11 protein-coding genes are annotated in these 12,123 nt (G+C 59.4%); 5 read left to right on the plus strand and 6 right to left on the minus strand.

The genetic code is table 11. From position 1 onward, the window contains the following. Window positions 1-146: 146 nt before the first annotated feature. On the plus strand, window positions 147-671 hold the full coding sequence (locus BK670_RS07805) for an SET domain-containing protein-lysine N-methyltransferase (protein WP_123449306.1): 525 nt from the start codon (window positions 147-149) through the stop codon (window positions 669-671). Between the two features lie 9 nt (window positions 672-680). On the opposite strand, the gene can is transcribed toward BK670_RS07805, so the two are convergent. After that, the gene (can, locus tag BK670_RS07810) at window positions 681-1,325 is read right to left on the minus strand and encodes a carbonate dehydratase (protein ID WP_003228196.1); all 645 of its coding nucleotides are present in this window, start codon (window positions 1,323-1,325) and stop codon (window positions 681-683) included. 142 nt (window positions 1,326-1,467) lie between these two features. On the opposite strand from can, the gene BK670_RS07815 reads away from it, so the two are divergent. Continuing rightward, a complete protein-coding gene (locus BK670_RS07815; protein WP_123449307.1) occupies window positions 1,468-1,872 on the plus strand; it encodes a serine kinase/phosphatase in 405 nt (134 codons plus the stop codon). A 108-nt stretch (window positions 1,873-1,980) separates the two neighbouring features. Here the strand turns inward: BK670_RS07815 and rimI are convergent, their stop codons facing one another. Together rimI and BK670_RS07825 are read right to left on the minus strand one after the other, a co-directional pair. After that, window positions 1,981-2,433 carry a ribosomal protein S18-alanine N-acetyltransferase gene (gene rimI / locus BK670_RS07820; RefSeq protein WP_007978046.1) on the minus strand — a complete coding sequence of 151 codons (453 nt, stop codon included), beginning with the start codon at window positions 2,431-2,433 and terminating at the stop codon, window positions 1,981-1,983. Beyond that, on the minus strand, window positions 2,426-3,175 hold the full coding sequence (locus BK670_RS07825) for an energy transducer TonB (protein WP_123449308.1): 750 nt from the start codon (window positions 3,173-3,175) through the stop codon (window positions 2,426-2,428). Before BK670_RS07825 ends, rimI begins: the two co-directional genes overlap by 8 nt. 244 nt (window positions 3,176-3,419) lie before the next feature. On the opposite strand from BK670_RS07825, the gene mksB reads away from it, so the two are divergent. Genes mksB through mksF form a run of 3 tightly spaced genes read left to right on the plus strand, consistent with a single transcriptional unit; the run spans window position 3,420 to window position 8,225 of the window. Beyond that, the gene (gene mksB / locus BK670_RS07830) at window positions 3,420-4,697 is read left to right on the plus strand and encodes an Mks condensin complex protein MksB (RefSeq protein ID WP_185036743.1); all 1,278 of its coding nucleotides are present in this window, start codon (window positions 3,420-3,422) and stop codon (window positions 4,695-4,697) included. Further along, a complete protein-coding gene (gene mksE / locus BK670_RS07835) occupies window positions 4,687-5,388 on the plus strand; it encodes an Mks condensin complex protein MksE (RefSeq protein ID WP_007912968.1) in 702 nt (233 codons plus the stop codon). The genes mksB and mksE overlap by 11 nt, the downstream gene beginning before the upstream one ends. After that, window positions 5,385-8,225: an Mks condensin complex protein MksF gene (mksF, locus tag BK670_RS07840; protein WP_123449310.1), complete on the plus strand. Its 2,841-nt coding sequence runs from the start codon at window positions 5,385-5,387 to the stop codon at window positions 8,223-8,225. Before mksE ends, mksF begins: the two co-directional genes overlap by 4 nt. Window positions 8,226-8,416: 191 nt before the next feature. On the opposite strand, the gene BK670_RS07845 is transcribed toward mksF, so the two are convergent. The 3 genes from BK670_RS07845 to BK670_RS07855 are packed head-to-tail and all read right to left on the minus strand — an operon-like array spanning window position 8,417 to window position 11,982. Beyond that, the gene (locus BK670_RS07845; protein WP_123449311.1) at window positions 8,417-10,720 is read right to left on the minus strand and encodes a PqiB family protein; all 2,304 of its coding nucleotides are present in this window, start codon (window positions 10,718-10,720) and stop codon (window positions 8,417-8,419) included. Then, window positions 10,713-11,336 carry a paraquat-inducible protein A gene (locus BK670_RS07850; protein ID WP_123449312.1) on the minus strand — a complete coding sequence of 208 codons (624 nt, stop codon included), beginning with the start codon at window positions 11,334-11,336 and terminating at the stop codon, window positions 10,713-10,715. The genes BK670_RS07845 and BK670_RS07850 overlap by 8 nt, the downstream gene beginning before the upstream one ends. Continuing rightward, window positions 11,323-11,982, minus strand: a complete 660-nt coding sequence (locus BK670_RS07855) for a paraquat-inducible protein A (RefSeq protein WP_123449313.1) — start codon at window positions 11,980-11,982, stop codon at window positions 11,323-11,325. The genes BK670_RS07850 and BK670_RS07855 overlap by 14 nt, the downstream gene beginning before the upstream one ends. Between the last annotated feature and the right edge of the window lie 141 nt (window positions 11,983-12,123).

The following is a 12,123-nucleotide window of genomic DNA, read 5'->3' on the forward strand; positions in this document are numbered from 1 at the left end:
TGACGCGGGAACGTGTCTAAATCGCCTGTCAGATCTGACAGTAGACCGGCTATACCTAATACGACAGGATTGGATCCAGATAGCCATGCAGTACTGACAGGACGTCAACCCAAGGAAGTCGCAAAACCTTTGCGACAAGGACTGATATGAATATCCACGCTATGGCGCAATCGGCGCCACGCGATACTGAAGGTATTTACCCCTTCGCCGGTTTGCCCGTGCGACTGGGGTTTCCCGCCAGGGCCGATTTCGAAATCATCCACGATGCGCACGCCAGCCCTATGGGGGTCGCGGCGCGGCGTGAGTTTCAGCAAAGCCATCGGATGTGCCGGGTGTCCGGGCAACTACTGCCCTATCGCTGCCGACAGACCCGACAAATGCTGACGGGCATCCACATTTACGATCCGCGCTTTTGCGGTTTGATCGAACACGCGTGCGACCCCAATGTATTTCTCGACATGAGCGAGCTGTGGCTATGGACGTTGAAAGATATCCACAGGGGGGAACGGCTGACCATGGACTACGCCACCACCGAGGACAAACTGCTGCATCAGTTTGCCTGCGGCTGCGGAGCCAAACACTGCCGAGGGTGGATCACCGGTTACGACGAACCACCCAGCATCGAGGGCCACCACTTTCTACAGCGCTGGCGGCACTCGGGTTTGCGCTGAGAGCGTTCGTTACAGCGCGCCAACCGGACGCAAACGGTATTGCGGCGGCAATTGCTCGAAACCACTGATGGTGGTGTTCAGGCTTTTCCAGCGGCCGTCCTTGATGCCGTAGATGCAACCGTGGATCGACAGGCTCTGCCCGCGATGCCAGGCGTTCTGGATGATGCTGGTGTGGGCGACGTTGGCCACTTGCTGGACCACGTTGAGTTCGCAGAGACGATCGACCTGCTCTTCTTCAGTCGGCAACTTCGCCAGTTCTTCACGTTTTTCGTAGTACAGATCGCGGATCGAACGCAGCCAGCCGTCGATCAGACCGAACTGGCGATCCTGCATCGAGGCGCGTACACCGCCGCAGCCGTAGTGGCCGGTGACGAGAATGTGTTTGACCTTGAGCACGTCGACCGCGTACTGGATCACCGACAGGCAGTTGAGGTCGGTGTGCAGCACCACGTTGGCGACGTTGCGGTGCACAAACAGATCGCCCGGCAGCATGCCGACGATCTCGTTGGCCGGCACACGTGCGTCGGAACAGCCGATCCACAGATATTCCGGCGTTTGCTGGCGCGCCAGCTTGGCGAAGAAATCCGGATCTTCCTTGGTGATCGCGTCAGCCCAACGCTCGTTGTTATCAATCAGGTCTTGTAAGTCGTGCATGCTGTAAGGCCTCAAGAAAGATGCGCTGCTTTGACAGACGACCGCCCGTCGAGGTCACGCCAGAATCGCAAAGTGATTTCGTGGGAATTCTCGTGTGCCCGGTGAGTCCACCTTAGTAAGGCCCACAGTATGAGGATTTGCCATGACTGATTCACGACGCCCTTTTGACGCGGTGCAACCGGAACCTATCGATGATAACGAAGACCGGATGGGTTCGGTGCATGAGCTGGATTTCGATGAAGACCAACCCAGCGCGAAAATCGGTGATGAGATCCCGGAGCGTGAACGCGAGCAGTTGATGCCGAACGAACGGGTGCGTGAGGCCGGGTTAACCGGCGCATCGACCGCTGACCATGAACCCACAGACGATGACATGAGCCCGGAAACGCTGATTCATGAAGATGGCGCGCGGGATGCCGAAGAGGCCGGGGAAGGCAATCAGGCCGATTGGGATCTGAGCATTGTCGATGAAGATGACATTGGCGGTGGCAATGGGCTGGATGAGGCGGAACTGGCGCGGCGTGATCCGCTGGATGGCAATCGCTGATCACATGAACTGAAACACGCTCCCTGTAGGAGCTGCCGAAGGCTGCGATCTTTTGATCTTGTTTCGTAAGATCAAAAGATCGCAGCCTTCGGCAGCTCCTACAGGTAATCAGTCAACCAAAGTGCAGGCCATGACCACGGCGTCTTCACGCCCCCCCACCGCCGGATAATAATCCCGACGCCGGCCAATCTCGTTGAAGCCATAGCGCTCGTACAATTTGAACGCCGCCGTATTGCTGTCGCGCACTTCCAGAAAACATTCCCGAGCGTCAGCCTTGTAGGCAATCGACATCAGATGCTCCAGCAACGTCAGCCCCAGCCCACGCCCCTGATTTTCCGGTTTGACGGTAATGTTGAGCAGATGCGCCTCATCCAGAATGATCTGCACCACTCCGTGCCCGACCTGCTGCTGGCCTTCGAACATCAGCCAGATCTGGTATTTGCCCAGGCCGTCGAGAAAAATCCCCCGGGTCCACGGGTGGCTGTAAGCGGCGTACTCGATTTTCAGCACGGTTTCCAGATCCGCCTCGGTCATCGGGCGGAACGATACAGCGTCACTCATTCGATTCTTTCCAGCGCGCCATCAGCCGACGCATGGCTTGCCACACAGCGGCCTTGCGCTGTGGCTCTTCCATTAACAATTCCAGACCGGGAATGGCCCAGGCCGAACCCAGACCCTCGATCTGCAATTCACGATTGAATGCTTCGGCGTCCGCTTCACCGGCAAAACGCACCGCCGGCAGGCCGATCAGCCACAGGCAGGCGCACGGCGCGGCTTCCATTTGCACGGAAAGGAAACCCTGGACGAAATCACGCGCCGCTTCCGGGCCTTGATCCATCGTGCCGCGATTGAGCCACGGCCAGCGCACTGGCTCGCCGACGATTTGCGGCGCATCCGGCAGACCGGCGGCACGCAGCATGTCTTTGAGCAACAGATAGGCCGGATCGCGGCTCTGGAAGGCTTCGCCTGTGGGTAACTCGACCAGCAGCAGGCAACGCCCGGCGCGCAGCAGTTGCAGGGCGAAACGCGGCGGCGGCACCGGTGCCGGTTTGGCGACCACCGGCGTGTCATCGACCACTTCCACCGGTTTGGCACCGTTGCGGGTGCTCGCCAGCGAAGGCCGCGGCACTTCGATTTTCGGCCGTTCGACCGGACGAGCGGTAGCCGTTTGCACCGGCGCTTCGGCCTGCGGCGCAAGCACGACCGGCGCTTCTACCTCGGGCTCGGGCATGTCCAGCAGCTCGGGCCGCGACGGTGCGGCGAAGGGCAATTCGGTGCGCGGCAGCCAATTGACCACCTGCATGGCGTTCAAATAGGCGCGGCGGCGGGACTCGATAAGCAAGGGTCGGCCACTTGTGGATAACTGAAGTGCGCTGATTCTACCGCCCTTCGCTCAAGATCGCCCGTTGTTGATCGATAGACTTGACCAATACCCTTTGCCGCCACGCATTACCCATAGAAAGCAACAGTCCGTCCCAAGAGTGAATCGCATCCTTCGTGATGCAGTACAATCGCCGCTTTTCATTGCCAACCAGCCGGGCATTCCGATGATCGAACCCAAGCGCGTCTTGCGCGCCCTCGCTGAACACTGGGCACTGCTTGAGCCACTGTGTGAGCACTTCGACCAAGGCACATTGAGCCTCAACGAACTGCGCTCGCAACTGGCCGCCCAACAACTGGACAGCACGCCGCAGGACATCACCAGCCTGCTCGACGTGTGGATTCGCCTCGATATCCTGATTCCGGTGGCGAAAAGCCCGAACCGTTTCGAGCTGAACGCACAGATCCACGATTTTCTCGCTTACCTGCGTCGCGAGCACCGACTGGGCCTGTGCCTGGAGATCGAAGCCTATCTGCGTCACCTCGAACGTCTGGCCGGTTACATCCAGGACGCGTTCGAAGTCCGCGATGGCCACGACCTCGCCCGCCAGTTGCGCCTGCTCGACATGCGCGTGCGCGACGTGCTGAAGAAGCTCGATAACGACGAACAGGCCCTGGTCGCCGTCGCCGAGCGCGCGAAGACCAGCGATCGGCAGATTCCATTGCGTCAGCGTTACGCCGAGGTACTGGCGACGTGGGACGAATACGTCGAGCCGATGATCGATCTGGTGAACGCCGACGGCGCCTTCGAACAAGGCGTGCGCAAGGTCGAAACGGTGTTGCTGAAGATGCTCAGCGAACAGCAGCGCCTCGGCCATCTGGTCGATGACGACATGCTGTTGCGCACCCACGCGCGCATCCTCGAAATGCAGACCAGCGCCCAACTGACCTTGCGTCATGCTCGCGAACTGCTGCTGCCATTGCGAGAAGAAGCGCGCCGGCACAACGCCGTGACCCGTGGCGCCGCGTTGGCCCTGGCCGCCATTCGGCGTAAAGGCATCGACGCCGTGCCGCAAGCCGCGATGCCGCTGTTCACCCGGCCGCAAAGTACCTTCCTCGGCAGCGCCAGTCAGGTCGAAGCCTACGTCTATGCGTTGGCGCGTTTCGAGCCGAAACCGGCGCGGTTCCCCAAGGCGCACAAAACGCAGAAAGGCGAAGCCCCACGCGCACCACGCACCGTGCGCGAGATGGTCGACCGTTGCGAAGAAGCCTTGCCGATGCCGGATCTGATGACCTGGCTGCTGGAGCAGGAGCCGGACGGCGCCACCGACGAATTGCTCTACTGGTTCTCGCGTCTGTCGCGGGAAAAACGCTTCAAGCGCGAGCGTCTGGAACGCCGCGAATACCACACTCACGAGCATCAGGTCAGCCTGCGCTCCTTCGCCCTGCTCTCGGCCAGCGACACCGCCGCCGAGGATTCTGCGAGCATCCCCAATGCATCTTGATCTTTCCGAACTGTCGCAACTCGCGCCGATCTTCCGCGAGCTGTTCAAGGGTTACCACGTCAGCCGCCGCGACCCGGAGCTGTACGCGCAACTGTCGAACTTCCAGGATCAGTATCGCACGCTGTTCAAGGCGCTGGGCTTTGAACTGGTCTGCGATACCCGTGGTTTCTACTACTTTGTGCCGGACATGGCCGCTGCGGCGGTGAACAAGACCGCCCAGCGTCTGGCGCTGTTCACCTTCATCCTCGTCGAGCACCTGGCCGATCAGGGCCGCGACCCGATTGCCGTGCTTGATGGCGGCAGCCTCGGCCGCGAAGAGTTGCCATCGCTGCTGGAGAAATACCGCGACCTGTTCATTCAGGCCGAAGTGCAGACCGTTGAAGAACTCGAAGAAAAGATCATGCGCCGCATGACTCAACTCGGTTTTGCCAGCGAAGAAAACGGCGTGTACCGCTTCCTGCCGCCGATGCACCGCTTCCTCGACGTGTGCCTGTCGGTGCAGCAGGACCGCGATCTGGCGGCCAGCGTGCACAGCGTCTTGCCACTGCCGGCACCGGTGTTGATCGACGAAGCGGCGGAAGCCAAATTCCTCGAAACCGACGATCCGCTCGATCTTTCCGAATTTGAAGAGGAAAGCGAAGAAGACGCACTGGCCCGCGCCATTGCCGAAGAACAGGAGTCCGACGCATGAGCCAGGAACGCTACGGCATCCGCCGCTTTGCCCTTTTGAACACCGCCGGTTACAGCCTCGGCCTGTTCCCGCTGGAAGAACCGTTGTCGGTTTACGGCGCGAACAACCTCGGGAAATCGGCGTCGATCAACGCCTTGCAGTTCCCGATTCTGGCGCGCATGTCGGACATGAGTTTCGGCAAGTACAGCCTGGAACAATCGCGGCGTTTCTACTTCGCTTCCGACACCAGCTACATCCTCGTCGAAGTGAACCTGCCCCACGGCCCGCACGTGATCGGCGTGGTCGGTCGCGGCCCGGGCGGTGGTTTCGGTCACCAGTTCTTTGCTTACGCCGGTAAACTCGACCTGGCGCACTACCAGAAGAACGACACCTGCCTGCGTCAGAAAGAGCTGTTCAGCAACCTTGAGAAAGAAGGCCTGAAAGCCTACGAACTCAAGCCGGACGAACTGCGTCGCTTGCTGGTCGGCGGCCACACGTCGATCCCGCTCGACCTGACGCTGATCCCGCTGCGCTCCACCAGCGAGCAGAGCCTGAAGACCTTCCGCGCGCTGTTCATCAACCTGCTGCACATGCGCGAAATCACCGCGGCCAAGTTGAAGCAGTTGTTCCTCGACGCCTTCGAGCACAGCCTGCGTTCCGGCAGCGTCGATTACATCGCCGCGTGCGAAGAAGCTTTCCGCGACGTGCGCCGGATGGAACAGGACTATAACTCGCTGGTCGCTGCCGGCCCGTTGGTTGAGGCCTTGGCCAACGGCGTGAAACAGCGCGACGTGCTGCGCGGCAAATTGCATCGCCTGTCGCCGCTGCTCGATTCGTTGCTCGGCACCTGGTCGGACTACGCCAGTGCGCGCAAAGAAGAACTGACGATTCAGGCCGACCATTACCGTGGCGAGCAGGACAGTCTGCAAAACGATCAGCGCGGCGGCACGCAGGAGTTGATGCGTCTGGAGCGGGAGATTTCCGGCATCCAGCGCTGGCTCGGCGAGTTGTCGGTGCTGAAGAACCGCTTTGCTTTGGTCGATGACGTCAAAGTGCTGGAGCAACAACTGCTCGCCGCCAAAGACGCTCACGACGAACTGGCCGGTGCTTTGGCGCAATCGCGCCAGTTCAGCGCTGAAGATCTGGAAGAGCGCGTGCGCGATCTGGAAAAACGCCTGAAGTCGGTGAAGCAGCAACTCGATCACGCCGACAACAACAGCTACGCCCGCCTGCGCGAAGAGTTCTCGCAACAGGACGTCGAGCGTTTGATGCGCCTGTTCAACAGCGCGCTGTTCAGCCTGCCGCTGGGCGAGCACGGCATCACCCTCGACGACGATGGCGAGTGGGTCAAATCGGTTGAACTGATTCTCGATGGCTTCAAAGGCGAGCGCTTCGAAGTGCCGGGTCTGTCCATCGACATCTCGCACATCGAGCCGCCGGCCCTGCAAGCACTGGCTGACCGCGCTGCACTGCGCGATCAGAAAGAGCGTCTGGAAAAAGAGCTCAAGCAGCTGAAAACCCAACAAGCCGTGGCCGCTGACCGCGCCGCGAGCAAGACCCAGACCGAAGCGCTGTACCAGCAGGTTCTGGACGCACAGAAGGCGCTGGAAGACTTCCGCCGCACCCAGACCCTGAGCGCCGAAGAAGGCGACAAGCTCGAACAACTGGCGCAGATGGAAGCCGCGCAGGACGAACTCAAGCGCTCCAGCGATGCCTTCACCGAGCGCGTCCAGCAACTGTCGGCCAAGCTGCAACTGGTCGGCCGCCAGATCGCCGACATGGAAGCCAAGCAACGCACCCTCGACGACGCGTTACGCCGTCGCCAGTTGCTGCCGGCAGACCTGCCGTTCGGTACGCCGTTCATGGATCCGGTCGACGATTCCATGGACAACCTGCTGCCGCTGCTCAACGACTATCAGGACAGCTGGCAGGGCCTGCTGCGCGCCGACGGCCAGATCGAAGCGCTGTACGCGCAGGTGCGTCTGAAAGGCGTGGCCAAGTTCGACAGCGAAGACGATATGGAACGCCGCCTGTCGTTGCTGATCAACGCTTACGCGCACCGTACCGATGAAGCGCTGACGCTGGGCAAGGCGCGTCGTGCGGCGGTCACCGACATCGCCCGGACCCTGCGAAACATTCGCAGCGACTACGACAGCCTCGAGCATCAACTGGCGCTGTTCAACCGCGAGATCAACAAGCGTCAGGTGTCCAACCTGCAGAGCTTCCGCATCGTTCTTGCGCCGAACAAGGAAGCCCTCAAGCACATCGACCAGATCATCCACAGCGCCGGTCAGTACGAAGAAGGCGAAACCCTGTCGGTGTTCGACCTGAGCCAGAGCGCCGAGCAGGACAACAAGAACGAAGAGGCCAAGGAATACCTGGCGCGGCTGGTGGCGGCAAACCACAACCAGCTCGGTCTCAAGGACTTGTTTGAGCTGGCGTTCGAGATCACCAAGGTCAACGGCCAACCGGTGATTCACACCGACATCGACGGCGCGGCGTCCAACGGTACGACCATGACCATCAAGGCGCTGACCAACATGTATTTGTTGCTGCACTTGATGGATCGCGATCTGGCCGGTCGCGTACGTCTGCCGTATTACCTCGATGAGGCGGCGGATATCGATGAGAAGAACCAGGCCGCGTTGCTGGAAACCAGTCTGCAACTGGGCTTCGTGCCGATTCTGGCGAGTGTGAAGCCGCAGGTCTGCGCCAGTGTCGCGATCGACCTGGAAGGCGGCAGCGGCCCGGCGGGGATCTACATTGATGAGGCGGACTGGAAGTACATCCGCCGCCATGATGTGGTGAAGGCGACGCTGAACGTTGAAGCGGATGAGCCGGAGCTGGATGCGGTTTGATCGGTATTAACTGACGGCAATAAAAAGGGCCGCGATCTGCTGGGATCGCGGCCCTTTTTTATGGCTTGGGATTTGTGCTGATTTTGCGGGCCCTATCGCGAGCAGGCTCACTCCTACAGTTGGAATGCGTTCCCCTGTAGGAGTGAGCCTGCTCGCGAAGGCGTCTTGATAGACGCCACACAAACCTCAGATTACTTACCGAGTGAAATCTTCGGCGCCCACGTCAGCCACTCATCCTCAAACTTGTCGAACAGCGGGAACGTCTGCTCCGCACGTGCCGGATTACCCATGCGCTCGCCATCCGGCGTAGCGAAAGCAATCCCGCCCTGAATCGCTGTCTCCAGCGACTCGGTGCGCACCGTCAGCCCGTTGAACAAACCGATATCAAACCCGACACCACTGGTGTTCCAGAACCGGCTGCCGCTGCGCACCAACGGCGCATACTTCGGCTCGATCAGAATGTGCACCAACACTCGATCAGCGGTCTGCCCCAGTTCATACCCGGTGACTTTACCCACGGTAATTTCGCGGTAAGTCACCGGCACACCAGGTTTTAGCGAACCACGACGGGCCGCGCTCAAGACCAGACTCAAACCCGCTTCTTGCTTGGTCACTTCCGGCGCATTGGCCAAGGCAACAAAGTTCTTCTGTGGGCCGAGGTTCTTCGCCGCCGGTTGCACTTCGATGTATTTTCCGGTCACCAGGGTTTCCAGATTCTCTGTCTTGATCAGGCCCAACTCTGGTTTGACCACCCAGAACTGACTGCCGACCCGGGCGATCTTCTCCGGCACTTCGGTGATGCGTGCCGTGAGGATCACCGACTGCAGATCATCGGTCAGGTCGACACTTTCGATCTTGCCGACATCCAGCCCTTTGAAGCGAACCGGTGTGCCGCTGCGCAGGCCGTCGGCGCGATCAACTTTGATCGTGACCACAGCGCCCTTCTGATTGGCGTCATCGTGGCTGGCGAACAGACGGAACCGCGGAATGCGTTTCTGCAGCGGTGCCTTGGCTTGCGGTGTTTCGAAAGCGATACCGCCGGCCATCAGGGTTTGCAGGGACTCACTCTTCACTTGAATCCCGCCGGTCAAACCGCCGGTCAGCGTGACACCACTGACGTTCCAGAAGCGCGTCGAGGCGTTGACCAGGTTTTCGTATTCCTTCTCGATGTGAACGCCGATCACCAATTGCTTGCGGGTCTTGGAGAACTGATAGCTCTGCACCGAACCGACCTTGACCTGTTTGTACAGAATCGGACTGCCGACATCGATCGAACCGAGCGTGTCGGTGAACAACACCAGGTGCAAGCCCGGCGAACGCAGATCCAGCGGCGGCGCTTTCGGCCGTGCCTCGAACTCGCGTTTCGGCGCAGCGCCCTTGTCACCCGGACGCACGGCGATGTAGTTACCTTTTACCAAGGCTTCCAGACCGGTAATGCCCGCTAGGGAAATCGATGGCTTGACCACCCAGAACTGCGTGCCATCGACCAGGTAGTCTTCCGCCAATGGATCAAGGGTCAGCTCGGCGGTGGCGCTGTTCAGATCCGGATCGACCTTCAGCGCTTTCAGGTTGCCGACCTGAATGCCTTTGTACATCACCGGTGTGCGGCCAGCCTGCAGGCCTTCAAAGTCGCTGAGTTTGACCTTCACGCGAATCCCGGCCGCAGCAGCATCGAAGTCTTCGTAGAGACGGAACGGCAGACTTGGATCAGTCGGCGGGCTGTCCTTGCGGTTCTCCGGCGTGGCGAAGGCAATACCGCCCGCGACAATGCTGGCCAGCGATTCGCTGCGTACTTTCACGCCGGACAGGTTGGCGTCGATGCTGATGCCGCTGGCATTCCAGAAACGCGTGTGTTTACGCACCAGTTTGGCGTAGGTCGGCTCAATGAAGACTTTGAGCTCAACGGTGCTTTGATCTTCCGACAGCACGTAGCTTTTGATCTGGCCAACCTTTATCTGTTTGTAGAACACCGGGCTGCCACGGTTCAGCGAACCTAGACGATCCGCCTTGATGGTCAGGTGCAGACCAGGTTTGGCGTCCGACAGCGGCGGCTCTTCGGCCAACGCCTTGAACTTGCGTGTCGGTTCGCCTTCGCCGGGGCTGATAGCGACGTAGTTACCCGAAACCAGGGTTTCCAGACCGGTGATGCCGGCCAGGGTCACACTCGGTTTGACCAGCCAGAAACGCGTGCTGGTCTTGAGGTATTGCTCGACGTCTTTGTTCATCTCGACAGTGGCGATCACGCCTTTGGAGTTGCCTTCGTCGTCGAGCTTGAGCGCCTTGACCTTACCGACCGGCATGCCTTTGTACATGACCTCGGTCTTGTTGGCCTGGATGCCTTCGCCACTCTCGAAGCGAACCTGGATTTCGATACCGGTTTCGGAGTAGGCACGCCAGCCGAGCCAGCCACCGATGATCAGCGCGATCAGAGGCAGTACCCAAATGGCAGACCAGTTCGAGGCCGGTCGGGTTTTCGCTACGGGCAAATCAGTCATGGTCGTCGTCCGACTCCGTGTTATCCCAAATCAGTCGGGGATCGAAAGTTACTGCGGCGAGCATCGTCAGAATCACCACACTGGCGAAGGCGATGGCGCCAAGATTGGCTTCGACACTGGCAAGCCGGCCGAAGTTGACGACCGCCACGAGAATGGCGATCACAAAAATATCGAGCATCGACCAGCGGCCAATGAACTCGATAAAACGGTACATCCAGATGCGTTGACGGGCGGATAACGGCTGACGTCGTTGCACCGAAAACAGCAGCAGCGCGATGCCCACCAGTTTGAAGGTAGGCACCAGAATACTGGCGATAAACACCACGGCCGCAATCGGGATCATGCCGTGCTGCACCAACTGGATCACGCCGGACATGATCGTACTCGGATCACCTTGACCCAAAGAACTGACAGTCATGATCGGCAAGACATTGGCCGGGATATAGATAATCGCCGCGGTGATCAGCAGTGCCCAAGTGCGAGTGAGGCTGTTCGGCCTGCGAGCGTGGACCACTGCACCGCAGCGGGTGCAGGTTTGCTCGTCGGTGTCCGCTTCCTGCCTGTTCAGTTCGTGGCATTCGGTACAGATCAGAATGCCTGCATCAATCGCCCGCATGAGCGTCTTCTCCTGATAACGCCTGCCAGATCTGATGTGGCGACATCACCACTTCCAGCCAGACCTGGACCAACAACAAACCAATGAAACATGCCAGGCCAAGGCCAACGGTGATGGCCGCCATGTCCGCCAGTTTGACGATCGCCACCAGTACGCCCATGAGGTAGACCTCAAGCATTCCCCAATCTTTGAGGTGGTGATAAATGCGATAGAGCAACAAACCGTAACTGCGGCCGATATCGAAACGGATCGTCATCAACACGAATAACTGGCACAGCAACTTGAGCAGCGGTATGGCCATGCTGCACAGGAATACAACGACCGAAACGCCCTGCATGTCGGTGTTGAACAAACCGAGCACGCCACTCCAGACCGTATCCTGCGAAGACTGCCCGAGGATATTGAGTTGGATGATGGGTAAAAAGTTTGCCGGGATATACAGTAATAATGCTGCGATCACCAAGGCGAGGCTGCGCTGCACCACGTTATGGCGGTGGGCGTACAACTCGTAACCGCAGCGTGGGCAGAGGGCTTTCTCGCCATGGGCAAGTTGTGGCTTGCGCATTAGCAGGTCGCACTCATGACAGGCCACCAAGTCTTCCAGCGGTAAATCTGACAGCCTGGGGGCGTCAACCGACTCTGACATAAAGGCTCTGGCTCCGAATAAGATGAGGCTATTCTAGTGTTCTGATTCGAAAATAACTGTGCAAATTTGTTCGCTGTCGTGAGCAAAAAACTTTCCTGCGGACAAAACAAAACCCCAACTGCTTTCGCAATTGGGGTTTCG

Origin of the sequence: Pseudomonas fluorescens, from assembly GCF_003732425.1 — a bacterium.
In the GTDB taxonomy this organism is placed as follows: Bacteria; Pseudomonadota; Gammaproteobacteria; order Pseudomonadales; family Pseudomonadaceae; genus Aquipseudomonas; species Aquipseudomonas fluorescens_BE.

Coding starts and splice junctions, on each gene's coding strand:
- BK670_RS07805 (WP_123449306.1), top strand. CDS start 147: ATGAATATCCACGCTATGGCGCAATCGGCGCCACGCGATACTGAAGGT.
- can (WP_003228196.1), bottom strand. CDS start 1,325: ATGCACGACTTACAAGACCTGATTGATAACAACGAGCGTTGGGCTGAC.
- BK670_RS07815 (WP_123449307.1), top strand. CDS start 1,468: ATGACTGATTCACGACGCCCTTTTGACGCGGTGCAACCGGAACCTATC.
- rimI (WP_007978046.1), bottom strand. CDS start 2,433: ATGAGTGACGCTGTATCGTTCCGCCCGATGACCGAGGCGGATCTGGAA.
- BK670_RS07825 (WP_123449308.1), bottom strand. CDS start 3,175: ATGCAGGTGGTCAATTGGCTGCCGCGCACCGAATTGCCCTTCGCCGCA.
- mksB (WP_185036743.1), top strand. CDS start 3,420: ATGATCGAACCCAAGCGCGTCTTGCGCGCCCTCGCTGAACACTGGGCA.
- mksE (WP_007912968.1), top strand. CDS start 4,687: ATGCATCTTGATCTTTCCGAACTGTCGCAACTCGCGCCGATCTTCCGC.
- mksF (WP_123449310.1), top strand. CDS start 5,385: ATGAGCCAGGAACGCTACGGCATCCGCCGCTTTGCCCTTTTGAACACC.
- BK670_RS07845 (WP_123449311.1), bottom strand. CDS start 10,720: ATGACTGATTTGCCCGTAGCGAAAACCCGACCGGCCTCGAACTGGTCT.
- BK670_RS07850 (WP_123449312.1), bottom strand. CDS start 11,336: ATGCGGGCGATTGATGCAGGCATTCTGATCTGTACCGAATGCCACGAA.
- BK670_RS07855 (WP_123449313.1), bottom strand. CDS start 11,982: ATGTCAGAGTCGGTTGACGCCCCCAGGCTGTCAGATTTACCGCTGGAA.